The sequence below is a fragment of the Pseudoroseicyclus tamaricis genome, from assembly GCF_012070395.1.
Classification (GTDB): domain Bacteria; phylum Pseudomonadota; class Alphaproteobacteria; order Rhodobacterales; family Rhodobacteraceae; genus Pseudoroseicyclus_A; species Pseudoroseicyclus_A tamaricis.
Genome location: NZ_JAAFYS010000004.1, coordinates 194336 through 218533, shown reverse-complemented (window position 1 = coordinate 218533; position 24198 = coordinate 194336). Strand labels below are relative to the sequence as shown.

18 protein-coding genes and 2 tRNA genes are annotated in these 24198 nt (G+C 71.0%); 10 read left to right on the top strand and 10 right to left on the bottom strand.

What is annotated here, in order from left to right:
- Window positions 1-52: 52 nt before the first annotated feature.
- Together GY170_RS16830 and GY170_RS16825 are read right to left on the bottom strand one after the other, a co-directional pair.
- Window positions 53-2620 (bottom strand): glycosyltransferase, encoded by a 2568-nt coding sequence (locus tag GY170_RS16830; RefSeq protein WP_163895769.1) that lies wholly within the window; start codon window positions 2618-2620, stop codon window positions 53-55.
- A gap of 67 nt (window positions 2621-2687) precedes the next feature.
- Window positions 2688-3800 carry a polysaccharide biosynthesis/export family protein gene (locus GY170_RS16825; protein ID WP_394351498.1) on the bottom strand — a complete coding sequence of 371 codons (1113 nt, stop codon included), beginning with the start codon at window positions 3798-3800 and terminating at the stop codon, window positions 2688-2690.
- 229 nt (window positions 3801-4029) lie between these two features.
- On the opposite strand from GY170_RS16825, the gene GY170_RS16820 reads away from it, so the two are divergent.
- From GY170_RS16820 to GY170_RS16800, 5 genes are read left to right on the top strand one after another with little or no spacing between them, the layout of a single operon-like run.
- Window positions 4030-5640, top strand: coding sequence for a sulfotransferase family protein (locus tag GY170_RS16820; protein WP_163895765.1), 1611 nt, complete (start codon window positions 4030-4032; stop codon window positions 5638-5640).
- Entirely contained in the window at window positions 5640-7979 is a 2340-nt protein-coding gene (locus GY170_RS16815) for a glycosyltransferase (RefSeq protein WP_163895763.1), read from the top strand. The genes GY170_RS16820 and GY170_RS16815 overlap by 1 nt, the downstream gene beginning before the upstream one ends.
- Before the next feature lie 3 nt (window positions 7980-7982).
- Window positions 7983-8768, top strand: coding sequence for a class I SAM-dependent methyltransferase (locus GY170_RS16810; RefSeq protein WP_163895760.1), 786 nt, complete (start codon window positions 7983-7985; stop codon window positions 8766-8768).
- Window positions 8765-9595, top strand: coding sequence for a GNAT family N-acetyltransferase (locus GY170_RS16805; protein ID WP_163895758.1), 831 nt, complete (start codon window positions 8765-8767; stop codon window positions 9593-9595). Before GY170_RS16810 ends, GY170_RS16805 begins: the two co-directional genes overlap by 4 nt.
- The gene (locus GY170_RS16800; protein WP_163895756.1) at window positions 9592-10686 is read left to right on the top strand and encodes a DegT/DnrJ/EryC1/StrS family aminotransferase; all 1095 of its coding nucleotides are present in this window, start codon (window positions 9592-9594) and stop codon (window positions 10684-10686) included. The genes GY170_RS16805 and GY170_RS16800 overlap by 4 nt, the downstream gene beginning before the upstream one ends.
- Before the next feature lie 155 nt (window positions 10687-10841).
- Here the strand turns inward: GY170_RS16800 and GY170_RS16795 are convergent, their stop codons facing one another.
- The 5 genes from GY170_RS16795 to GY170_RS16780 form a co-directional block, all read right to left on the bottom strand.
- A complete protein-coding gene (locus GY170_RS16795; RefSeq protein WP_163895755.1) occupies window positions 10842-12218 on the bottom strand; it encodes a phosphomannomutase in 1377 nt (458 codons plus the stop codon).
- A 227-nt stretch (window positions 12219-12445) separates the two neighbouring features.
- Complete coding sequence (locus GY170_RS16790) at window positions 12446-13489, bottom strand: DUF2793 domain-containing protein (protein WP_163895753.1); 1044 nt, start codon at window positions 13487-13489, stop codon at window positions 12446-12448.
- 240 nt (window positions 13490-13729) lie between these two features.
- Complete coding sequence (locus GY170_RS18620; RefSeq protein ID WP_268895100.1) at window positions 13730-13864, bottom strand: hypothetical protein; 135 nt, start codon at window positions 13862-13864, stop codon at window positions 13730-13732.
- Window positions 13861-14991, bottom strand: a complete 1131-nt coding sequence (locus tag GY170_RS16785; RefSeq protein WP_163895751.1) for a DegT/DnrJ/EryC1/StrS family aminotransferase — start codon at window positions 14989-14991, stop codon at window positions 13861-13863. Before GY170_RS16785 ends, GY170_RS18620 begins: the two co-directional genes overlap by 4 nt.
- An 87-nt stretch (window positions 14992-15078) precedes the next feature.
- Complete coding sequence (locus GY170_RS16780; RefSeq protein WP_163895749.1) at window positions 15079-16488, bottom strand: FAD-binding oxidoreductase; 1410 nt, start codon at window positions 16486-16488, stop codon at window positions 15079-15081.
- 95 nt (window positions 16489-16583) lie between these two features.
- Here GY170_RS16780 and GY170_RS16775 point away from each other — a divergent pair.
- Window positions 16584-16660: transfer RNA gene (locus tag GY170_RS16775), tRNA-Met, on the top strand.
- 411 nt (window positions 16661-17071) lie between these two features.
- Here GY170_RS16775 and GY170_RS16770 read toward each other — a convergent pair.
- Window positions 17072-19012, bottom strand: coding sequence for a putative bifunctional diguanylate cyclase/phosphodiesterase (locus tag GY170_RS16770; RefSeq protein ID WP_163895747.1), 1941 nt, complete (start codon window positions 19010-19012; stop codon window positions 17072-17074).
- Between the two features lie 319 nt (window positions 19013-19331).
- Between GY170_RS16770 and GY170_RS16765 the strand changes: the two genes are divergently transcribed.
- On the top strand, window positions 19332-20120 hold the full coding sequence (locus tag GY170_RS16765; protein ID WP_163895745.1) for an inositol monophosphatase family protein: 789 nt from the start codon (window positions 19332-19334) through the stop codon (window positions 20118-20120).
- On the opposite strand, the gene GY170_RS16760 is transcribed toward GY170_RS16765, so the two are convergent.
- Window positions 20117-20863 carry a rhomboid family intramembrane serine protease gene (locus GY170_RS16760; protein ID WP_163895743.1) on the bottom strand — a complete coding sequence of 249 codons (747 nt, stop codon included), beginning with the start codon at window positions 20861-20863 and terminating at the stop codon, window positions 20117-20119. The genes GY170_RS16765 and GY170_RS16760 overlap by 4 nt on opposite strands.
- 111 nt (window positions 20864-20974) lie before the next feature.
- Between GY170_RS16760 and GY170_RS16755 the strand changes: the two genes are divergently transcribed.
- From GY170_RS16755 to GY170_RS16745, 3 genes are all read left to right on the top strand, one after another.
- Window positions 20975-21523, top strand: coding sequence for a tetratricopeptide repeat protein (locus tag GY170_RS16755; protein WP_235924238.1), 549 nt, complete (start codon window positions 20975-20977; stop codon window positions 21521-21523).
- 60 nt (window positions 21524-21583) lie between these two features.
- A tRNA-Leu gene (locus tag GY170_RS16750) sits at window positions 21584-21668 on the top strand.
- Between the two features lie 804 nt (window positions 21669-22472).
- Window positions 22473-23066 carry a sugar transferase gene (locus tag GY170_RS16745; protein WP_235937859.1) on the top strand — a complete coding sequence of 198 codons (594 nt, stop codon included), beginning with the start codon at window positions 22473-22475 and terminating at the stop codon, window positions 23064-23066.
- 76 nt (window positions 23067-23142) lie between these two features.
- On the opposite strand, the gene glpX is transcribed toward GY170_RS16745, so the two are convergent.
- Window positions 23143-24114 (bottom strand): class II fructose-bisphosphatase, encoded by a 972-nt coding sequence (gene glpX, locus GY170_RS16740; RefSeq protein WP_163895739.1) that lies wholly within the window; start codon window positions 24112-24114, stop codon window positions 23143-23145.
- Window positions 24115-24198: the final 84 nt, after the last annotated feature.

Below are 24198 nucleotides of genomic sequence, written 5' to 3'. Positions count from 1 at the left end.
GCGCGAATTCCGTCACGATGTCCGCGCGGACATCGGCGCCCGGGCGGAGAGGTCAGGCGGCGGCTTCCGCCGGGTCGGCGAAAGCGGCGATGGCGGCCCGCTCCGGCGGCTCGTCGGCCGGGAAGGGGATCAGCCGGCCATTGGGCGCCTTGCCGACCGCCGCGCCCTGCGCGCCGAGCGAGAAGGCCCAGACGGGCAGGCCCGTCGCGAGCGCCTCATGCGTGGTGTAGGAGAAGGTCTCCGGCCAGATCGAGGGGATGAACCATTCGGTGATCCCGTAGCGCTCCACCAGCGCCGGCAGCTGCTCGATCCGGTAGTCGCCGTGGACATGCACCTGCACGGGCGGCGCATAGGCCGGATCGACATTGCCGATCACCACCAGCTTCGGCGCCCCCGGCCCGCGGAGGGCATCGCCGAGGCTGGAGATGACCTTGGCGCCCTTGTGGTAGCCGATGTTCCCCAGCACGCCGATGACGCGCGGCGCCCCCGGTGCCGGCGCTTCGACGCGCGGCACGTCGGTGAGGAGGACGTGGGGGACGACGCCGATCTTGTCCTTCGCCTGCGGGTAGGCGGCGGCGACGTGGGTCGCGCTGTCCTCCGAGAAGCAGGTGAGCCGGTCAGCGGCGTCGATGAAGGGCGTCCAGGCGGCGCGCCACTCGGCGAGGCTCACCGGCTGGCCGCTGAGGCCGCGGAAGCTGTGCGCCTTGTCGGCCTCCGCCTCGTGCCCCGCCGGCACCGCGCCGGTGAAGCGGCCGTTGCCGTCGAGCAGGGTGTAGGAGGGCGAGAGCGGGTAGAAATCGTGGAAGAGCACCTCGATCCGGTGCGCCTCCCCCGCCCGCGCAATGGCGAGCAGGTCGCCGGGCAGCTGGGGGGCGTGCATGTCCCCCACGCCGCAGGAATAGATGACCTCGCGGCGGCGCAGCGGCTGCAGGAGGCGCAGCAGCACCTCCATGTCGTCGAGCGAGGTGGAGAGCTTGCCCTTGGGGCTCATCACGTCGATCATCCAGCGCCGGCCGCCGCCGACGCGCAGGACGATGGCGGGGCGGCCGGTCTCTTCCAGCTCCGCCTCGATCTTCGCGGTCAGCCAGTTCTCCGCCCCGCCGCCGATGACGTGGGCGAGGTAGATGGGGATGAAGGCGTCGTCCTCCCCGGCGTCCTCGGCGCGCTGATCGCTCCACGCGCCGGCCCAGGCGACGGCGAGGGCCATGCGGGCGGAGCGGAGCGGATCGGCCGCGAGCCAGCGCTGCACCTCCAGATCGTAGCCGGGATAGCGCTTCTCGATCAGGGCGTTGTTCTTCGCCACGAGGGCCAGCTTGGTGGCGGAGCCGAAGCTCTCCCCGCCCCGATGCTCCACGAAGAGCCCGGCGAGGGCGACGTGCTCGCCGCCCTTGGCGAGCGCCTTGCGGCACCAGTCGACCTCTTCGCCGTAGCCCTTGCCGAAGGCGGTATCGAGCGCCGGGATGTCGGCGAGGTAGCGGCGGTTCATCGCCATGCAGAAGCCCATGCCGGTCGGCACCGGCGCCTGCACCCGCTGCCACGAGAGCTGCTGCGCTGTTTCGTCGATCCGGTCGGCCATGCCGGGCAGGATCGGCGTCTGCTTGCAGAGGGCGGGGGCGGAGAAGATCTCCGCGTCGTTGGAGAAGGGCGTGACGGTGGCGACGTCGTCGTTCTGCACGATCGGGGCGAACAGGCGGGAGGCCCAGCCCGGCGGCACGAAAGCGTCGGAGTTGAGGAGCACCGCATGGCGCCCCAGCTCCGCCGCGCGGGAGAGGCCGCGATTGACGGCGCCGATGAAGCCGAGGTTCTCCTCGTTCTCGATCAGCTCGATGCGCCCCGCCTCCTCCGGGTGGGCGGCATCATGGGCCGCGAGACGCTCGCGCAGCCACGGGCGCACCCGCTCGTCCGGAGAGCAGTCGTCGATGACGATGAGGCGGTAGGGCAGGTCGGTATGAGCGATGACGCGGTCGATCACCTCGGGCAGCAGGTCGAAGGCGTTGTAGACCGGCAGGATGATGGCGATCTGTGCCGCCGCGCCAGTCTGCGCCGGGCGACCGATGTTGCCTTGCGGGAAGACGCTGGGGTCGAAGGTCGGGGCGGTCGCGATGAACTCCAGCCCGAGGTTCGACTGCACCTTCGCGCGGGCCGCCGGGTCCTTCGTGCGGAACCAGCGGATCGTGGGCGGGATGGAGACGGCGGCCGCCACCGCGAAGGCGCCGGCGAGGCGCGCGTGGCTGGCGGGGCTGGCCGGCATCGGCAGGCCGATCATGATGGGGCCGGCGCCGCTTGACTGATCCACCTGCAGCACCGGCAGGTGCCCCGGCTGGAGGAAGCCCCGCGGCGTCGACAGATCGAAGCCCACGTCTTCGGGGATGCCGCGCGCCTCGGCGACGTCGCGCCGCGGCAGCGTCGGCAGCATGCTCGCCCGCTCCGCCCCGAAGTGCAGGGTGACCTTGCCGGTCAGCGCCCAGCCCGCGACGCGGAGGGACCGGCCGGTGAAGACGGCCCTGTCGATGCGCCCGATGACGCGCCCGGCCTCGTCGCGGATGTCGAAGCCCTTCAACTCCGCCTGGAAGTGCGCCTGCGCGTAGCGGCGGTAGAGCGAAGCGATACGTCTAAGCATTCATGGGCCCGGGAACAGTCCTTCTGCGGGCCGGGGAGTCGCCGGTGGGCGCGCGCAAGTCAAGGGCTCAGAGCCGGCCCGCCAGGGTCACGGCGCTGCCGAAGATGGAGATGATGGCCTGCGCCGAGGAGAGCGGGCTCTCCGTCGCGTAGACGAGATCGCCGGAATAGATGCGGAACCGCCCGGCGGAAAAGAGGCCGTCCGCCGACGTCAGGTCGATGGTGAAGACCACCCGCGTCATCGGCGGGCTCCCGGCGCCCGGCCCGACAGCGCTGGTGGGGTATTCCCGCAGGATCAGGATGCCCTGCGGGTTGGCGCGGCTGTCGGTGACGCCACCGATGATCGACATCGCCTCCAGCGCGGTCAGGTCCTGCTTGGTGAACTCGTGCACGGATTCCGACCCTGCGGCACCGAGGGAGAGGAAGTAGCGGTCATCCTCCTGCACCACGACACGGTCGCCGCGGCGGAGAGTCGTGTCGAGCCCGGGGTTGGCGAAGAGCCGCTCCGCCGAGGTGCCGTAGATGCTTTCGCCCCGCATCAGGCGCACCTGCGGGTTGCGCAGCGCGTTGGAGACCCCGCCGCCCTCGGCCAGAAGCTCGAGGATGGAGAAATCCTGGTTGGGGATCGGGTAGGCGCCGGGGCTGGAGACGCCGCCGATGAGGGCGACGGTGCTCTGCGGCCCCTCCGTCATCTCCAGCTGCACCTGCGCGTTGGGGGTGACGGAGGCGAAGGCCTCCTGCACCCGCTCGCGCGCATGGTCGGGGCTCATGCCGGAGATGCGGATTTCGCCCACGTAGGGCAGGAAGATCTCGCCGGAGGCGGAGACGGTGAGGTCGTCCATCGACATGTAGCGCTGGCCCGGCGCGGTGATCAGCGAGTTCTCCTCCGACGTCCAGATCGTGATGTCGATGCTGTCGCCGGTGTCGATGATGCGGTTTGCCGGCTCGGCCTGCCGGGTGATCCAGTTCAGCGCCGGCTCGCCGAGGGCGGGCCAAGTGGCGTAGACGGGCAGCGTCTCGCGCGTCACCGGCTCGACGGAGAAATCGCGCACCGCCTCGCCGTCGGTCGTGTAGGCGCCGGCTGCGAGGACTTCGCTGGTGAGGCCGGCGCCGCGGGGCAATGCGCATCCGGCGAGGCAGGCGAGGAGCAGCGCGGCGCGCGGCAGGCCCGTTCTCAACACACGCCCCCGGCGCGTTGCGGCCGTCACCATCCCTGACCCTCGTACTTTCCCTGTCCGGGCGCGGCAGCCCCCGGAGGCCAGCATTACTCAACCTGCCAGCGGGAAGAAACACCCCTCCTCGGCGGGCGGTGCTTTTTTGCGCAATGCTTGCGAGGCTGGACGGGCGCCACTACTAGGGAAGCGGGGTGCTGGGCAGGGCGCGCGCGCCTTTCGGGGAACGGGATAACTTATGCGTCAGTCGACTGCCGAGAGCGAAAACGAAACGCGGGCTGAGGCCGCCGAGACGCGGCGCGTGCTCGTCGTGCTGGGGATGCACCGGTCGGGCACGTCGATGTTCACCCGGCTGCTCAGCGGGCTCGGGGCCGACATGCCGGCGACGCTCATCGGCGCCAGCCCGACGAACCCCGCCGGCCACTGGGAATCCCGCAAGATCCAGAGCCTGAACGACGAGATCCTCGCGGCGCTGGGCGGCCACTGGCACGACTGGCGCAGCCTCCCGGAGGGGTGGGAGACGTCGGAGGTGACGGAGGGCTTCCGCGAGGAGGCCACCGCCGACCTCGGCTCGGAATTCGGCGACTCGGCGCTCTTCACGCTGAAGGACCCGCGCATCTGCCGGCTCGCGCCCTTCTGGCTGTCCATCCTGAAGGAGCAGGGGGTGGAGGTGGCGCCGATCATCGTCGTCCGCCACCCGCTGGAGGTCGCCACGTCGCTGGAGGAGCGCAACCGCCTGCCGGCGCCGGTCGGGCACCTGCTCTGGCTCTCGCACGTGCTGGATGCCGAGGCGGCGACGCGCGGCATGCGGCGCTGCATCGTCGACTACGCCGCCGTCATCGGCGGCGAGGCGGAGGCGGCGCTGACCGGCATCGCCGAGACCTTCGGCCTCGACTGGCCGTCGGAGGGCGATCCGGGCCAGCTCGCCCGCGCCGTCGACAGCCGGCTGCACCATCACCGCGCCGAGGACGCCACGCTCACCGGCCGGCCCGACCTGCCGGAATGGCTCGGTCCCGTCTGGGACGTCGTCAAGCGCTGGGCGCAGAGCGGCGAGCTGGACGAGGAGGGGACCCGCGTGCTGGACGAGGCGCGCGCCGGAATGCGCGCTGCCGAACCCTTCCTCGGCCCGATGACGCTGCGGGCCCGCGAGGCGCTGCTCTACGGCGACCGGGTGCGCGCAGCGGAGTGGGAGACCCACACCACCCGCAAGGAGCTGGCCGAGCAGATCGAGGCGCACAAGGCCCTGCAGGCGGAGATGGATGCCATCGCCCCCGAGGCCGCCCGCGCCGCGCAGGAGCTGCTGGACCTGCGCCCGCGGCTGGAGGAAGGGCTGGAGCGCGAGGCCCAGCTGAAGGCGGATCTGAAGGGTCGCTACGACGAGATTGTCAACTTCTCCGCCGTGCTGCTGGAGATGGAAGAGAGCCGCGGCAACGCCGTCCGCCGGGCCGACGAAGCCTCCGCGCAGGCCGAAGATGCGGAACGGCGGCTGGCCGAGACCTCCGAGGCGATGCGGGCCCGGGAGGAGCAATCTGCGCGGACGGACGCCGAGCTTGCCGACGTCCGGGAGCAACTTGCGCGGCTGCAGCGGTCAGCCGCGACAGAGCGGCAGACCCTGCTGAGGCTGGTCGGGGCGCTCGTCACGGGCGGCACGCGGCGGCGCGTTTCGCGCGGCGGGCGGATGAACGCCCTGCTCGATGCCGTCCGTCAGACCGGGATCTTCGACGAGGCCTATTACCTCGCCACCAATCCCGACGTCGCGAAAGCCGACATCGCGCCGCTGGAGCACTTCATCCACTACGGGCTCGCCGAGGGGCGGGCGCCGAACCCGGCCGTGGCGGACAACGCCTGATGGCCGAGGGCGAGATCGAGCTGTCGGAGGTGGTGCCGGAGGCACTGCCCCTGAGCGACGAGGAGGAGCTGGAGCGCTCCGGCCTCTTCGATGCCGAGTGGTACCGGGCCCGCTACCCCGACGTGGACCGCATGAACATCTCGCCGGCGCGGCACTACCTGCTGATCGGCGGCCGGGTCGGCCGGGATCCGGGGCCCGCCTTCTCGGGCGAATGGTACCTGCGCAAGTATCCCGACGTGCGCCGCGCGCGCGCCAATGCGCTGCTCCACTACATCCGCCACGGCAAGGCCGAGGGGCGCAAGCCGCTCCCGCCCGAGGAGAACCGCCCGAAGAGCGCCGCCGCGCCCAAGACCACCCCGCGGCTGGTCGGCGCGCTCGATCTCAACAAGCGCACGCCCATCGTCAACGGCTGGGTGGCGATGAAGGGCGACCCCGCACCGCGCATGGTGCGGCTGGTGATCGACGGGGTGAGCTGGCGCTACCTCGCCTCGATGTTCCGCCTCGACCTGCAGCGCGCCGGCATCGGCGAGGGCAACCACGCCTTCCGCCATACCGTCGCCACCGGGCACCTGCGCGGCAAGACCCATGTCGTCGAGCTCTACGACGACGAGACCGGCGTGCGCGTCGCCCGGCGCGAGTTCGCCTGGGACGTGCAGAGCAACCGCTACCGCTCCTTCGACGACTTCCTGCGCACATCGATGACGCAGTCGATGATCCACGCCCCGTTCGAGGAGCCGCAGAAGCGCGTCTTCGCGCAGATGGACAGGCTGGCCGACCGCTTCGCGGCCGAGGCTTTGGGCGCGGCGGAGCGGCCCCGCGTCTCCGTCGTCATGCCCGTCTACAACCGCGAGAAGATCGTGGGCGAGGCCATCCGCTCCGTCCTCGGGCAGACGTGGCCGGAGCTGGAGCTGATCGTCGTCGACGATGGCAGCCACGACGGCTCCGCCGATGCCGTGCGGGCCTTCGATGACCCGCGGCTGCGCCTGATCGAGCTGGGGCAGAACCAGGGGCACAGCGCCGCCCGCAATGCCGGCGGCCGCGCCGCCACCGGCGATGTCGTCGCTTATCTCGACAGCGACAACAGCTGGGACAGCCGCTACCTCGCCGCGATGCTCGGCGCGATGCGCGCCGGCAATGCCGATGCCGTCTATTCCGGCTTCTGGATCTGGCGGGGCGACGACAACGCCCCCTCCGCCCTGCGCTACGGCCACTTCCACCGCGGCGCGCTGGAGAACCGCAACTTCGCCGATCTCAACTGCTTCATGCTGCGCCGCGACCTGCTGCAACAGGTCGGCGGCTTCGATACCGGGCTGCGCCGCTTCGTCGATCATGATCTCGTCCTGCGCGCGTCGGAGGAGGGGCGGATGATCTCCGCCCCGCTGGCGCTCTGCCACTACTCCGTCGGGCGGACGGAGAACGCCGTCTCCGACAACCACACCCTCTCTCCCCATGCCCGCAAGGTGAACCACCGGCTGATGAGCCGGAAGGCCGACGCGCTGGTGAAGGCGCCCTTCGCGCTCGACAGGCCCGTCAGCGCCGTCATCCCCAACTGGCGGGCGCTGCCGGACCTCAAGGAATGCCTCGCGGCGATGGAGGAGCTGCGGGTGCGCGGCGACCTCGAGATCGTCATCGTCGACAACGAGTCTGGCGGCGAGAGCGTCGAGTTCCTGCGCCAGAGGGCCAGCGAGCGGCGCATCAGGCTGGTGGAGAACGAGGCGAACTTCGGCTTTTCCTACGCCGTCAACCAGGGGGCGGAGATCGCGAAGGCGGACCGCGACCTGATGATCCTCAACAACGATGCCATCCTCGCCCGCAACGCCCTGCACGAGCTGCAGCGGGGGGCGGACGAGCTGCCGAAGGCCGCCATCACCGTGCCCCGGCAGGTGCTGCCCCCGGGGCAGGAGACGATGCGGGCCCACATGCCCGAGAGCGACCGCACCATCGGCTGCGACGTCACCATCTCTCACCACCACGACAACCTCGGCGACGTGCCGCTCCTCCATGATGGCGGGCCGGTGGAGCTGGTCTATGCGCCGTTCTTCGCTGTCTATGTCCGCCGCGATGTCTGGCACGAGGCGGGGCCGCTCGATGCCGAGCTGGGGCGTCACTACCGCTCCGACTGGCTCTATTGCGACCTTGTCCGCCGGGTGCTGGGCAAGAAGATCTGGTACGTCCCCGCCGCCTCGGCGATCCACAAGGTGCAGGCGGCGACGGGCGAGCTGCGGACATCGAAGGCGAGCGGTGGCTCCAGCTTCGAGATGATGTTCCGCAAGAACCGGTGGGACGACGAGACGGCCGGCCACCTGGGCTACCAGCGCCCCGTCTGGGACAGGGACTGACAGATGGCGCATGATCCCGGCCGGGACGACAGCAAGGATGCAGCGGCGCGCTTCGCCGAGCTGACCTACGCCAACTTCCGCGCCCGGGCGCAGGACGACAGCCTCAGCGAGACGGAGAAGCTCGGCTCCCCCGACAGCTTCCGCGACGGGTTCGAGCCGGCGATCCTCGCCGATTTCGAGGCGAAGATCCCGGCGCTGACGCGGGAGGGCACGACGATCGTCGATATCGGCGCTGGCTGCGGAGAGCTGGCGCGGCAGATGATCAGGCGCACGGGCGAGCGGGGGCAGCGGCTGATCAGCGTCGACAGCCCCGAGATGCTGGCGCTGTTGCCCGAGGCGGAGCACGTCACCCGCATCGCCGGGCGCTTCCCCGACGAAAGCCTCGCGGCGCTGCGCGAGGCGCTGCCGGGCGGGGCGGACGGCATCGTCACCTACGGGGTGCTGCAATCGGTCTATTTCGAGGCGAACCCATTCCGCTTCATGGATGACGCGATGTCGCTGCTCGCCCCCGGCGGGGCGCTGCTGATCGGCGACGTGGCGAACCATTCCAAGCTGCGCCGCTTCCTCGCCTCCGAGGCCGGCGCCGCCTTCCACCGCGCCTACATGCGCACCGACGACGCGCCGGTGGTGCCGCCCTTCGCGGGCGATCCGACGCGGCTGGATGACGGGGTGCTGATGGGGATGATGGCGCGGGCGCGCGGGGCCGGCTTCGACGCCTACCTGATGCCGCAGCCGGCGGCATTGCCGGTCTCGAACCGGCGCGAGGACCTTCTGATCCTGCGCCCATGAGCGTGACGGCCCGCCCCTACCGTCCGGAGGATACGGCGGGGTGGAACGCCTTCGTCGCCGCCAGCCGCAACGGCACCTTCCTCTTCGACCGCGGCTACATGGATTACCATGCGGATCGCTTCACCGACGCCTCCCTCGTCATCGAGAAGGACGGGCGGACGCTGGCGCTCTTGCCCGCCAACCGCGACGGCGAGGCGCTCGTCAGCCATGGCGGGCTGACCTATGGCGGCCTCGTGACGGCGCCCGAGGCGGGGCTGACGGATGTGCTGGCGGCGCTGGAGGCGGTGGCGCTGGCGGGGCGGGAGGCGGGGCTCTCCCGTCTCGTCTACAAATGCGTGCCCGCCATCTATCACCGCGCGCCGGCGGAGGAGGACCTCTGGGCGCTGCACCGGCTTGGCGCCCGGCTGATCCGCCGCGACGCGCTGGCCGTCGTCGGCCCTGACGGGCCGCCTCCCGCCCGCGCGAGAGCGAAGGACCTGCGCAAGGCGGGACGGCAGGAGGGGCTGGCGATCGGCCCCTCGACCGACTGGGCGGGCTTCTGGGAGGTGCTGGGGCAGCGGCTGCGGGCGGCGGAGGTCGTCGCCGGGGCCGCGGGCTCGCAGCTGTTGCAGGCGCAGCTCTTCGGGCGGGCGGGGCAGCGGAGCCTGATCCTCCACAACCCCGAGCTGGAGGAGACCCCGGCTCTGACCGCCGTGCAGGAGGCGCTGGGCCAGCGGGTGCTGGTGCTCCCCGGCACGCCTGATCCGGCCGCGCCGGGCCTGCCCTACAACCGGCCGCTCCACTTCGCGCCGGATCGTCTCGCCGCCGCTCTGGAGGAGCTCGCATGACCATCCCATTCCTCGACCTCGCCGCCGCCGCGGCCGAGGAGCGCGCCGAGCTCGATGCGATCTGGGCGCGGTTCCTCGAGAGCGGCCGCTACATCCTCGGCCCCGAGGTGGAGGCCTTCGAGGCCGCCTTCGCCCGCTACTGCGGCGCAGCCGAGGGCGTCGGCACCGGCAACGGGCTCGACGCGCTGGCCATCGCGCTGGAGGCGGCGGGTGTGGGGCCGGGGGACGAGGTGCTGGTGCCGGCACATACCTTCATCGCCACATGGCTGGCGGTGCGCATGGTGGGGGCGACCCCGGTGCCCGCCGAGCCGGAGGCGGGCGGCTACAACGCCGGCGCGGAGGACTTCGCCGCGGCGCTGACGGAGCGGACGCGGGCGATCGTGCCGGTGCACCTTTACGGAGAGGTGGCGCCCATGGCGGGGATCCTGCAGCTGGCGGAGGCGCACGGGCTGACGGTGATCGAGGATGCCGCGCAGGCCCACGGGGCGGAGCGGGACGGCGGCCGGGCCGGCAGCTTCGGGCGCGCCGCCGCCTTCTCCTTCTACCCGGCCAAGAACCTCGGCGCGCTGGGCGATGGCGGGGCGCTGGTGACCTCCGATGCGGGCCTCGCGGCACAGGCGCGGCGGCTGCGCAACTACGGCTCGGAGCGGAAGTACGAGCATGACGAGGCGGGACGGAACTCCCGCCTCGATCCGCTGCAGGCGATGATCCTCTCCATGCGCCTCGCCCGCCTGGACGCCGCCAACAGCGCCCGCCGCGCCATCGCGGCCCGCTACCGCGAGGGGCTGGCGGGGATCGACGGGCTGGCGCTGCCGGAGGGGGCGGGGGCGCCGGTCTGGCATCTCTACGTCGTCCGCGCGGCGGAGCGGGACCGGCTGGCCGCGCATCTCGAGGGGGAGGGGGTGCAGACGCAGATCCACTACCCGCGGCCCGTCTACCGCTTCCCCCCCTTCGCCGGGGCCGGCCCCGCCGCCGGCTCCCCCGCCGACCGGCTCTGCGGCGAGATCCTGTCGCTGCCCATCGGGCCGCACCAGAGCGAGGCGCAGACGGAGGCGGTGATCGCGGCGGTGCGCGGCTTCTACGGCGGGTAAGCGGAGCGCCTGCGGCGCATTCCATTGAGGGTGTTGGGGGCGCTGCCCCCAAACCCCCGGAGTATTTCGAAAAGGGCGAGAGCAGGGACGCGTCTTGTGCTCGCCCTTTTTCAAGTACTCCGGGGGTGAGGCCGAAGGCCGAGGGGGCTGGCCCCCTAGACGCGCTGTTTCAGCAGATCGAAGGCCCGGTGCATGAGCTGCTCCGCCGCCTCCGGCGTGTCCGCTTCTGCGTAGACGCGGAACTCCGGGGCGTTGCCGGAGGGGCGCAGGTGGAGGATGCGGCCGGAGGCGAGGGTGAGGCGGAGGCCGTCGGTTTCGTCGAGGGCCTTCTCGGTCTCGTTGAGGTCCGCCAAGAGGTCGCTGCGGGCTGCGGGATCGGTGCGCAGCTGGCGCAGGAAGGCTTGCGAGCGGCCCGAGGGCATCTCCTGCAGGCGGTCGGCGGCGGTGAAGCGGGCCGGCTCGGCCGCGGCGCGCTCTGCGACCGACTGGCCGGCAGCCTTCGCCGCCGCGAGCGGGGCGATCAGGGGCAGGAGGGCGTCGCGCGTCATCAGGCGGGGGAGGGCGCCGGCGGGGCCCTCGGCGTCGAATCCGAGGAGAAAACCGCCGTTGGCCTCGTAGCCGACGACCCGGCCGCCCGCCCGCGCCATGCCGGCAATCACGTAAGGCGAGCCGATACGGGTGCGGATGACCTCGGTGAAGGCGCCGGAGGCCTCGGCGCCGGTGTTGGAGGAGACGGGGGTGACGACGATCTCCGCCCCGAGGCTCTGCGCCGTGATCTGGCCGAGGATGTCGCCGGGGATGACGCGGCCGGTGGCGTCGGCCAGCAGCGGGCGGTCGCCGTCGCCGTCGGTGGAGACGATGGCGTCGAGACTGCCGGCGGAGGCCCAGTCCCGCAGGTTGTGGCGGAGCTCGGCCGAGACGGCCTCGGTGTCGACGGGGATGAAGTGCTCGGCGCGCGCCAGCTCCGTCACCTCGGCGCCGAGGGCGGTGAGGCAGGAGTGCAGCAGGTCCCGCCCGACGGCGGAATGGGCGTAGAGGCCGATGCGCAGACCCTCCAGCGCCGCCGGGCCATAGGCGCGGGTGTAGCGGGCGAGATAGGCGCGCCCGGCGCCGGGCGCGGCGATCGGCTCGGGGCCCTCGCCGGAGGGCGCCTCGGAGAGCTCGGAGAGGATGGCGGCCTCGTCCTCCTTCGTGATCTCGCCGGTGGGGGTGTAGAACTTCAACCCGTTGCGATCCGCCGGAATGTGGGAGCCGGTGACCATCACCGCGCAGGCCCCCGCCTCCATCGCCGCGAGGGCGAGGGCGGGGGTGGGGACGGCGCCGCAGTCGGTGACGCGAAGGCCCATGGCGCGGGCGGCGCGGGTGACGGAATCCGAAATTGCGGGCGAGGAGGAGCGGTAGTCGCGCCCGACGTAAAGGCCGGTGCCCGTCTCACAGGCGCGCACGAAAGCGGCCACGTGTGCGCCGACGAGATCGTCCGTGAGTTCCGTGACCAGCCCGCGCAGGCCGCTCGTTCCGAACTTTGGTGCCATTGTCCACTCCGCCTGATGGTCCGGGAACAGGGGTAGGGCAGGGGAGCGGAGGCGTCCAGATGCTTGGCGGGCCGGCAGGCCCCGGCGCGCTCCCGCCCGTCCACCCCGCGTGCCGGGGCCTGCCTTTGCGCCCGGATGGGTGGCGGTGGGCAGCGGGGAAGAGGGCAGCCGGGGGGCGCGGCCCCCCGGACCCCCCGAGGTATTTGAGGCCAGATGAAAGGGGCGGATCAGTCCCAGCGGCCGAGGGCCGTGAGGGCGAAGGTGACGGGGCCGGCGGTGCTGGTGGCGGCGTGGAGGCGGGCGGTGGCGCCGGTGGCGGTGACGGCGCTGGTCGTGGACCAGGCGCCGGGGTGGGAGGTCTGGCCGGCGGTGACGGCGGGAGGGGCGGAGAAGGCGGAGGGGAAGGTCCATGAGATATCGGCGGAGCGGTGGAGGGCGCCGTCGGTGGTGGCGATGTCGGGCGCGGAGAGGTCGGTCGTCCAGCAGAGCTGGGTGCCGTCGGCGAAGCGGGCCCACTCGCCGCCGGCACCGGAGCCGCGCTCGATGACGCCGCCGGTCGGGGATCCGGCGGCGAGGCCGACGGGGGCGAGGATATTGGCGCGGTGATAGGCCTCGGCGCCGTCGATCGTGGTGCCGGCCAGCAGGGCGGCGATGCCGGTGCCGGTGAAGGTGAGCCCCGTGTGCCAGGCGCTGCCATCGGGGCTGACCTTGATGGAAAAGGCGTTGGAGCCGGCGAGCCCCATCTCCGCCCGCCCCATCCAGTCGGACTGGAAGAGCAGGCTCGCCGTCTCGCCGGCGGCCGCCTTGTTGACCTTCCGCTGGTGCCCGCCGCCGGCATGGCTGAAGAGCGCCGCGTCGGAGGCGACGGAGAGGCGGTTGCCCGCGTTCCACGTGGTGCCGATGCCGAGGCCGGCGAGGTTCTGGCTTTCGGCGACCCAGGGCGCCCAGGCACCGGCGGAGAAGAGGCGGAAAGCGGCGGCGGAAATATCCCAGGCCAGCCAGCCCTCCTGCGGCGCGACGAAGAGCCAGCCGCCATTGGCAAAGAGCGCGAGCTGCCCGGCGCGGCCCTCCCAGGCGCCGGTGGGGGCGGACCCGAGGGCGTGGACCTCGCCCTCCTCGGGGCTGGCGGGGGGCGAGGCGGCGTCGAAGCTCGCCACGCCGAGGCCGACGAGCGCGTCGAGGATCTGCAGCGCCTCGTTGTGGGTGACATGCTTTTGCGCCTGAGCCGCCTGCAGGTAGGGCAGCGAGAGCCGGGGCGACGTCTGGGTCATGGGGCTTCACCTTCGGTCCGATGGGAGGTCGGACCGAGGCATAGGCGGCGGGGGTGACCCGGCTCTGACCCCACCGTGCCGCGGTGAAGAAAAGATGAACGCCGCCCCCCGGGGGAGCGGCGTTGCGACAGGCAAGCCCGGATCAGGCGACGAGCAGGTCGTCCAGCTGCGGGATGGGGGCGAGCGGATCCGACGCATCCCAGATGGTGTCGTAGCCCATGTCCTCGAAGGCGGCGACGGTCATCGAGGAGAGGTAGTTGTCCGGTAGGCGGCGTCGAGCGTGTAGCCGACGATGCGGTGGTCGGAGTGGCGTTGCAGGTAGACCTCCAGCACCTCAGCCATCGCGCCGGCGCCGAACATGACGATGTCGCTCACGCGTAGCCCCTTTCCGCGCCGCGTTCGGCGATGAGATCGAGCACGAGGCCGATCTTCTCCTCCGGCAGGTCATGCGCGATGGGCAGGCCGAAGAGCCGGGGGGCGAGCGAGTCTGTCACCGGCAGCCTGTCCGCCCCGTAGCGCTGGAACCACGGCTGCACGGCGAGCCCGGCCTCGTACCAGGCGCGGGTTTCCACCAGCGCGCCGGTCAGCCGGGCCTGAAGGCGCGCGGCGACGGCGGGGCTGGGCGCCTCGAAGAGGGCATAGGCGGGCGAGATGTCGGGGGCGAGGTGCAGGCAGCCGGGCAGCTCCGCCGCCCCCGCCGCCTCGCGGTAGGCGGCGGTGACGGCGGCATTGGCGCGCTGCCGCTCCGTCCGCCCATCGAGCATCGCGAGGCCCACGGCGGCATGATACTTGCTGAGCTTGGCATTGGTGCCGGCCATCTGCGCCTGCCGGGAGCCGAGGAAGCCGAAATTGGCTGCCTGCTCCACCCGCGCCTGCCCGGGGGCGTTGTCCCAGAGCACGGCGCCGCCCTCGCCGGTGGAGAAACCCTTGGTGGCGTGGCAGCTCAGGCAGATCGGCACCGCCCCGCTCACCTGCGCCCGCCCGTCGGCCAGCGCCCCGAACCCCGCGGCGGCATCCAGCACCACGGGCACACGCGCCGCCGCCTGCAGACGCTCCAGCGCCGCGACGTCGGGCAGGCGCCCGAAGGGCGCGACGGAGAGGATGAGCCCCGCCTCCTCGATGCGCGGGTGGTGGAGGAGCGCGTCGGGGTCCAGCGCCCATGTCTCGGGCGAGATGTCGACGAAATGGGGGATGTAGCCGCAGCGCTCCGCCGCGATGGCGGTGGCGGCGAAGGTGAAGGAGGGCATCAGCGCCAGCCGGCGCTCCTCCGCCCGGCCGGCATGGGCGAGGATGGCGACCTCAAGCGCCGCGGTGCCGGAAGAGGCGGTGCGCACGCCGTGGCGATTGACGCCGAAGAGCCGGGCGAGCCGGGCCTCCAGCTCCAGCACGAGGGTACCGCGGTTGGTGTAGTGCCTGTCTTCGTCAGCGCGCGCGAGATAGGCGGCGACCTCGGTGGCCGGTGGGAGACGCGGGCGAAAGACGCGAAGGATCTCCGGGGTCATGGGAACTGGTAATCAATACACTTTGGATCAACTCCCACCACGCTAGCGGAGCAATGGCCCTCCGCCTAGCATTTAGTTGCCCCTGCGTCAGGGAATTGTCTTGCCGGCGTTCAGTAAGCCCGCCGGGTCGAGCGCGGCCTTGATGGCGCGCATCGTCTCCACCGCCACCGGGTCCTTCACCGCCCGCATCGCCGGCAGCTTGGAGAGGCCGATTCCGTGCTCGGCGGAGAAGGAGCCGCCAAGCTCCACGGCCGTGCCATCCACCAGCGCCCGCAGCTCCGCCGCCTGCGCCAGGCCGGCCTCGCCGGGGTAGATGGTGTAGTGGATGTTGCCGTCGCCGAGATGGGCGACGACCATGTCCTCCGCCCCCGGCACCAGCGCCCTGACCCGCTGGCGGATCAGCTGCAGGAAGGCCGCGACCTGCGCCAGTGGCACGGCGATGTCGCAATCGACAAAGGGGCGGCGGGCGAAGGTCAACTCCGCCGCCGACTCGCGCCGCGCCCACATCTCGGCCCGTTGCGCCTCCGACTGGGCGATGGTGGCATCGAGGATCAGCCCCTCCTCCAGCGCGCCGGCGAGCAGCGCCTCCAGCTGGGCGGAGAGGCGGGGCTGGCCGTCCTCCCCCGGCGCGGCATCGGCGGCGGAGGGGGAGGCGAGCTCGATCATGACGTTGTGGGCGTGGCGCTGCCCGAAGGGCTCACGTGCGCCGGCGACGTAGCGCAGGTGGCCGGCGATATAGATGTCCGGCATGTATTCGCATGCGACGACCTTGCCCCCGGTCTCGTCCTGCAGGCGGTTGAGGAGCGTCAGCGCGGCAGCGAGATCCCGCGGGGCGAGCATCGCCGTGGCACGGATGCGCGGGGCGGGGACGAGCTTGAGCACGGCGGCGGTGATGATGCCGAGCTGCCCCTCGGAGCCGATCATCAGGTGGCGGAGGTTGAGGCCCGAGTTGTCCTTGTGGAGCGCCGACATCAGGCTCAGCACCCGCCCGTCCGGCAGCACCGCCTCGATCCCGAGGCAGGTGTCGCGCGTGTTGCCATAGGCGAGCACGTTGGAGCCGCCGGCATTGGTGGCGAGGAGGCCGCCGATCCGTGCCGACCCCCGCGCGCCGAAGGTGACGGGGTAGAGGAGACCCTCCTCCTCCGCCGCGGCGTGGAGGGTGGAGAGGACGACGCCCGCCTCGACCTCCGCCGTCCGCTCGGCGGCGGAGATGGAGCGGATGGTGGAGAGCCGTTCGGTGGAGAGCAGCACCGCCTCCGGCCCCGCCACGGCGCCGCCGGTGAGGCCCGTGGCGCCGGAGACGGGGACGATGGCCTGACCGTGGCGGCTGGCGAGGGCGAGGAGGGCGGAGACCTCCGCCGTCGAGCCGGGACGGACGAGGCCGGCGGGGTCGGAGAGATACTGCCCCGTCCAGTCCCGCCGCCAGGGCGCGAGGGCCTCGCCGGTGAGGATCTGCGTGGGGCCGACGATCGCGGCCGCCGCGTCGAGATATGTCATGTCTTGTCCCTCCCGCGGACCGTCATGGCCCGAAGCGGGCGGCGGCGAAAGAGGGTTGCGCGGCGCCGGCCGCTGCCGTAAGACGCGCGCGGTTCGGCGGTGTAGCTCAGTTGGTTAGAGCAACGGAATCATAATCCGTGTGTCCGGGGTTCGAGTCCCTGCACCGCTACCATCCTCCCTCCCGTCTTGCGTTTCGGCCCGGTGGGCGACGTCGGCAGGCCCTGCCGCGGTCCCGCCCACCCACCCCGCGCGCCAGGGCCTGCCTTGGGGCGTGTCGCTGGTGGTGGGAGAGACCCCATCTTGCGCGCGCCTCACAACGCTCGAGCTTTTCCCCCGCCCGGTACGCGCCAAAGGCGCAGGGCGAGCGCCTGCCCGTCCCGGCGGGCTGGCGCTCTGGTGGGGCTTGGTGCCCCGCCCGGATCGGGGAGGGGTTTGGCAGGCATAAAGCGCACAGCGGCAATGTCGGGGCGCCACCCCACGGGCAGGCGCTCGCCCTGCGCCCGAGAGTTGAGGGCGGGGTGATGGGCGGGGAGGTGGGTTGGAAACCCACCCTACGGGGCGAGGGCGCGAATGGCCCCGGCCCTCAGGCGGTGGTGCCGTAGGGGCGGCTCATTTCGGCGAAGAGGCGGATGCGGGCCTCTTCCAGCGGCGCGGCGCGGCCGAAGCGCCATCCCTGGCCGAAGACGCAGCCGAGGCGCAGGAGCTGGGCGCGCTGGTCGTCCGTCTCCACCCCTTCGGCGATGACGGAGACGCCGAGGCCGCCGGCGATCTGCAGGAAGCCGGCGAGGAGAACCTCCACCGACGGGTCCACCCCCAGCCCCTGCACGAAGCTCATGTCGATCTTCAGCTCATCGAACTCCAGCTGCCGCAGGTGCTGGAAGCTGGCGAAGCCGGTGCCGAAATCGTCGAGGCTGATGCGCACGCCGGCCCGCCGGAACTCCGCCACGCTCTTCTGGATCATCGATCCGGCGCGGGCGATGAACACGTCCTCGGTGATCTCGAAGGTGATATGGCGCGCCGCCTCCGGTGCGTCATCGAGCAGGCGCTGCAGCTCCTGCCGGCCGGAGAGGGTGGCCAGCGCTACCTCCGGCACGTTGAGCGAGACGCGCCCTGGGTCCAGCCCCTCTTTCAACAGCGAGGCGACATCGGCCAGCACGTGGCTGGCGATGCAGTGCAGGAAGTCGCCCTGCAGGCCGAACTCGTTGATCAGGGGCAGGAAGCGCCCGGGCAGGAGGACGCCGCGCTCGCCATCCTCCCAGCGGGCCAGCGCCTCGAAGCCGACGATCTCGCCGCTGTCGAGCCGCACCTTCGGCTGGTACCACGGGCGGATGTCGCCGGCCTGCAGCGCCTCGATGACGGCCTGACGCTCCTGTAGGGAGGGGCGGGGGCGAAAATGCGAGGGGTCGTAGAGCACCGAGCGCGCCTCGGTATCCGACTTGGCGCGGTACATCGCCTGATCGGCGGCGGCGCAGACGGCGGAGACGGTGGAGAGCCCCTCGCCGGCTATGGCGATGCCGATGGAGGCCGTCACCCGCAGGAACTTGCCGCGGAACTCGATCGGCGCCTCCAGCCGGCGGGCGAGGGAGAGGGCGAAGGCCTCCGCCTCCTCGGCATCGGTGATGCCGGGCAGGGCGAGCGCGAACTCGTCGCCGCCGAAGCGGGCCGACAGCCCGTCGGGCCCCGCCAGCTCGCGCATCCGGGCGGAGATGGCGATGAGCACCCGGTCGCCGGCCTCGTGGGAGAAGCTGTCATTGATCGGTTTGAACCCGTCGAGATCGATCAGGTAGACGGCGCCCTGCGGCTTGCCGCGCGCCGGGCTGAGCCGGCGGGCCAGCGCCTCGTCAAAGGCGCGGCGGGTGAGCAAGCCGGTGAGGCCGTCGTGCCGCGTCATGTGCTCCAGCGCCCGCAGCCGTGCATTGGCCTCCGCCCGCGCCGCCGCGAGGGCGCGCTGGGTGTCCTTCTGCATCGTCATCGTCTCGAAGGTGTTCGCCGCGTAGACGATCATCAGCGCCCCGGCGACCCACCATTCGGCGCTGCCGCCGGGCTGGTAGGTCGTCTCGATCGCCGCCGCGAGCACCGCCGCCGCGGCGCCGAAGGAGGGGATCATCATCGACCAGTTGTAGAGCGGCAGCGCGACGTAGCTGTTGGAGATGTGCACGTAGACGCCGAACATCCACATGAAGCCGCCGAGCAGCAGCGCGATGGAGGGCTCACTCGCGAGCAGCACCGCCGGCCAGAGGAAGGCGATGGTGGTGGCGATGTTCGTCCACCACATCGAGATGACGAAGCCGAAGGACATGTCCTGCTCGCGCTCGGGCCGCCGCTTGTGCAGGATCAGGGCGATGATCTCTCCCCCGATGGTGATCGAGGCGATGATGGCCACGGCGATCCAGTGGACACCGCCGAAGATGCAGACGGCGAGGATCAGCGCCATGGAGGCGAGGCGCTTCAGGACATCCCTCGCCGCGATGTGAATGACAAAGCGCGTTTCGTGCCGAAGATTCTCGTACAGTCTGCGAAGCATTTACCGGTCGGCCGCGGAAGGCGGCAGCGTCTGACCGCCACCATTTCAATTTACATCTACGTCTTCGCGCCGGCGCGCCCACCTCGCAACAACAAACGCCCCGCCGACGGACGCACCCCCGCGCGGTCCGGCATCTGTTGCGGGGAAGTCGCGATCAGCCAAGGGTATACCTACAATTTGCCGGGTTTGTGCCATGTTCCATGACGTATCGCCCCCGGCGCAGGCCCGCCGCGCACCCAGCCCTGCCTGCTTGCCCACGCGCGCCCCTGCCCCTATAGGCCGGGGCTGATCGATCCACCCAGCAAGACGGAGCCTCGCCATGGCGGCCAGTGCCAACATGAACGTGATGCAGCGTGCCGCCCGCACGGCGGGGCGCCAGCTGGTCAAGGATTTCCGCGAGGTCGAGCAGCTGCAGGTCTCCGCCAAGGGGCCGGGGGACTTCGTCACCCGCGCCGACCGGGCGGCGGAGGAGACGATCCGCAAGATGCTGCGCGAGGCGCGCCCCTCCTACGGCTTCCTCGGCGAGGAAGGCGGGGAGGAGGACGGCGAGGACCCGACGCGCCGCTGGATCGTCGACCCGCTCGACGGCACCACGAACTACCTGCACGGCCTGCCGCACTGGGCCGTCTCCATCGCGCTGGAGCACAAGGGGCGCATCGTCTCGGGCGTGGTCTACGACCCGGCCAAGGACGAGCTCTTCTGGGCCGAGCGGGGCGAGGGGGCGTGGATGAACGAGTCGCGCCTGCGCGTCTCCGGCCGCACGCGGCTGATCGAGTGCATCTACGCGACGGGCCTGCCCTTCGCCGCCAAGCGGACGCTTCCGGCCTCGCTGCAGGATCTCGCCCGCATCCTGCCCGAGACGGCGGGCGTGCGGCGCTTCGGCTCCGCCGCGCTGGACCTCGCCTATGTCGCCGCCGGCCGCTACGACGGCTACTGGGAGCGGGAGCTGAAGGCGTGGGACATCGCCGCCGGCATGCTTCTGGTGACGGAGGCGGGCGGCTTCGTCGAGCCGATCCGCGAGGGGACGGAGGTGCTGGAGACCGGCGCCCTGATCGCCGCCAATGCCGGCACCTTCGAACGCTTCTCCAAGCTTGTCCGCAACGCCTAGCGGCGCCGCGTGACCCGCGGCACGCTTGTACGCTCCAGCTTGTAGCGCGCCTCGGGGTGCGGCGGCTCGCCATGGGTGCGGCTCCAGAAGGCCGGCCCGCCGCGGCGCAGGAAGACCGGCAGCGTCAGCACCAGCCCGAGGGCGAAGCCGCCGGCATGCGCCCAGTAGGCGACGCCGCCCTGATCGGCCGGCGCGCCGACGCCGGAGACGAGCTGGATGCCGAACCAGACGATCAGCATCACCCAGGCCGGCCAGCGGAAGATGCGGATGATGAAGACGAGGAACAGCAGCATGTCCACGCGCGCCCGCGGGAAGAGCAGGAGGTAGCCGCCCATCACCCCGGCGATGGCGCCGGAGGCGCCGACGGTGGGAATCGGGCTCCACGGCGCAGCGAGGAACTGCGCCAGCCCGGCGCCCACCCCGGCGGCGAGGTAGAAGAGCAGGAAGGGGCCGTGACCCATCTGGTCTTCCAGGTTGTCGCCGAAGATCCACAGGAACAGCATGTTGCCGGCGAGGTGCATGAACCCCGCGTGCAGGAAGATCGAGGTGAGGAGGGTGTGATACGCCTCGCCATTCGTGATGCGAGCCGGGATCATCGCGTAGTTGTAGTAGAGGAACGCCAGCGCCTCGTCGCTCTGCACCATGGCCATCTGCAGCAGCCAGACGCCGATATTGGCGGCCATCAGCACCCAGGTGACGTAGGGCGTGCGCTCGGAGGGGTTGTGGTCGCGGATGGGAAACATGGCGCCCAGCATTCCCGCGCCCGCGACGGGCGGTCAAGCGGCGCTGGCGCCGGGGCGACTCGCGCCGAGGTGACTTGACGCAAGGGGAGGGGCGGGCGCAGCCTTTCGCCCATGCGCCGCCTTGCCATGCCCCTCGCCCTGTCGCTCCTCGCCGGCCCTTTGCTCGCGCAGGGTTGCCCCGCGGCGCCCGACCATGGGGAGGAGATCGCCCGTCTGCTGGAGTCGCTCTCCGCCTCCCGCAGCGGGGCGGAGGCTCAGGCGATTGCCGCCGAGCTCTGGGCACTGCGGATGGAGGCTCCGGATGCCCGCGCCCAGGCCCTGCTCGACGAGGGGATGGAGGCGCGCGCCGCCTTTGACGTGCCCTCCGCGCGTGAGATCTTCGACCGGCTCGTCGCCTACTGCCCGGCCTATGCCGAGGGCTATAACCAGCGCGCCTTCGCCGCCTACCTCGGCGCGGATTTCGCCGCCGCCCTGCAGGATCTCGACCGGGCGCTGGAGCTGGCGCCGAGGCACATCGGCGCGCTCAGCGGCAAGGCGCTGACTCTGATGGGGCTCGGCCGGCAGGTGGAGGCGCAGATCGTGCTGCGCCAGGCTCTGGCGCTGAACCCGTGGCTGGCGGAGCGGCGGCTGCTGCGGGAGCTGCCGGGCAAGGATATCTGAGCCGGCGGCGCGGCTGCTTTCTTGCCTCGGGCTTGCGGCTCGCCTACCACGAGGGCCGGCGCCCGCGTGGTGGAATTGGTAGACATCGGGGACTTAAAATCCCTTGGCTTCGGCCGTGCCGGTTCGAGTCCGGCCGCGGGCACCAGCGCCTCCCATAGTTCCGCCCGGTTTTGCGGCATTGCGCCTATTGGCCCTTGCGCCGGGAAAGGCGGGCCCTGCCGTTGCTCGATTGCAAGGCTGGTAGCGGGTGAAGTTCGCGGCGGTGGGCCCGCCGGAATTGCTGCATTGCCGCGACTGCATGTGCAGCGAGACATCGCCGCCGAAGCTTGGGCCGCGCCAAGTGCCGGGGCCAAGGTGGGCGCGCCGGGCCTCCAGCCCCGAGTCACCGCCGTTTGTTAACCACGTCGGGGCGCTTTTTTGTTAACGTTTGCTAAATTTTTAGAGGGCATGATCCTACCAAGAAGTAAACGTCGGCCGACCTCACGGGCTTGTGTGATGAGCGCGAAAGGCCGCTGCAACAGGGCCGGGGGAGTTGATCTGACTACTTTGTAGAAAATTTTAGTCCTGAGTGCTTGCCGGCTCCCGTGGGCGCACCACTCTTTGGGAGGCTCTGATGCGGCACTGCAGCGTCGATGGCGATAGAGGTTTCGCTTACCGGCGCGACACACTTGATTAAGCCTGCTTATTCGTTATGCAGCAACGCGTGACGTGGGAAAGTAGGTGAAGAAACATCTAACGCCCGTCGTGAAACCGCAGCATTGCTGGGGTACCGACAAACGGAAGCTGCCCACGTCGCGGCCGAATGATTGAAAAAAGCATTATGTCCCGCATTGAGGGACGAACGGACTTGGGGGTTGTTTTGACAGATAATACGATCACGGACACGCTGGGACATCCGCAAGAGCGGCCGACCCGGAGCATCGTGCAGGGACGTGTCTATCCCCGCTATGTGAAACGGCTGACGGACCTTGTCCTCGCCCTTCTGATCCTTCCCATCGTCGGCCCGGTCATCCTGGTGCTGGCGCTGATGACCCGCCGCGACGGGGGCCCGAGCTTTTTCGGCCACCAGCGGATCGGCAAGGACGGCCAGACCTTCCGGTGCTGGAAGGTCCGCACCATGGTGCCGAACGCGCAGGAGAAGCTGAAGGAGTACCTCGCCGAGAACCCGGAGGCTGCGGCCGAGTGGGCGGCGGACTTCAAGCTGCGCAATGACCCGCGCATCACCAAGATCGGCCGCTTCCTCCGCAAGACCTCGCTCGACGAGCTTCCGCAGCTGTGGAACGTGCTGAAGGGCGAGATGAGCTTCGTCGGCCCGCGGCCCGTCATCGACGGCGAGATCGAGCTCTACGGCGTCTCCCGCTCCTATTACGAGAGCGTGCGCCCGGGAATCACCGGTCTCTGGCAGGTCTCCGGCCGCAACGACACGACCTATTCCGAGCGTGTCGCGATGGACCGGGCCTATGTCCGCAAGATGAGCTTCTTCGGCGACCTCGGCATCATCCTCAAGACGGCCAAGTCTGTGCTCGGCAGCACCGGCATCTGACGCCGCCTCGAAGGCAAACGGAAAGCGCCGCCCCCCGGGGCGGCGCTTTTGCGTTGGGGCGCCCCTGGCCCCGGCCTCAGATCGCCGAGGTCGGGTTGCGGTAGGACATGTGGCGCACCGAGCCGGTCTTGGAGCGCATCAGCACCGTCTCCGCCGTGACGTAGCCGGGTTCGCGCTTGATGCCGGGCAGGAGCGAGCCGTCGGTGACGCCGGTGGCGGCGAAAATCACGTCCTTCGTCACGAGATCGTCGCGGGTGTAGACGCGGTCGAAGTTGGTGATGCCGGCCTTCTTGGCGCGGCCCTTCTCGTCGTCGTTGCGGAAGAGCAGCTTGGCGAAGATCTGCCCGCCCATGCACTTCAGCGCCGCAGCGGCCAGAACGCCCTCGGGCGCGCCGCCGGAGCCCATGTACATGTCGACGCCGGTCTTCTGCGCGTCGGCGCAATGCATGATGCCTGCGACGTCGCCATCGGTGATCAGGCGGATCGCGGCGCCGGTGGAGCGGATCTCCTCGATCATCTGTTCGTGGCGCGGCCGGTCGAGCACGCAGACGGTGATGTCCTTCGTCGAGCAGCCGCGCGCGGTGGCGAGGGCGGAGACGCGCTCGGAGGGCGTCATGTCGAGCGTGACGACGCCACGGCGGTAGCCGGGGCCGATGGCGAGCTTCTCCATGTAGACGTCGGGGGCGTGCAGCATCGAGCCGCGCGGGCCCATGGCGATGACCGTCAGCGCGTTCGGCATGTCGAGCGCGGTGAGGGTCGTCCCTTCCAGCGGGTCGAGGGCGATGTCCACCTCGGGGCCCTGTCCGGCGCCGACCTCCTCGCCGATGTAGAGCATCGGCGCCTCGTCGCGCTCGCCCTCGCCGATGACGACCGTGCCCTTGATGTCCAGCATGTTGAGCTGGTTGCGCATGGCGTTGACGGCGGCCTGGTCGGCGGCCTTCTCGTCGCCGCGGCCGATGTGATCGGCGCAGGCGATCGCCGCCGCCTCGGACACGCGGGCGAGGCCGAGCGAGAGCATACGGTCGTGGAACTGTGCGGTATCGGGCATGGGCGGCGTCCTTGGAACTTCGGGTTGCCCAAGGGGGTAGCCGGTTAACGTCACAGCGCCAAGGCTGGTAGCGTTAACCCCCGG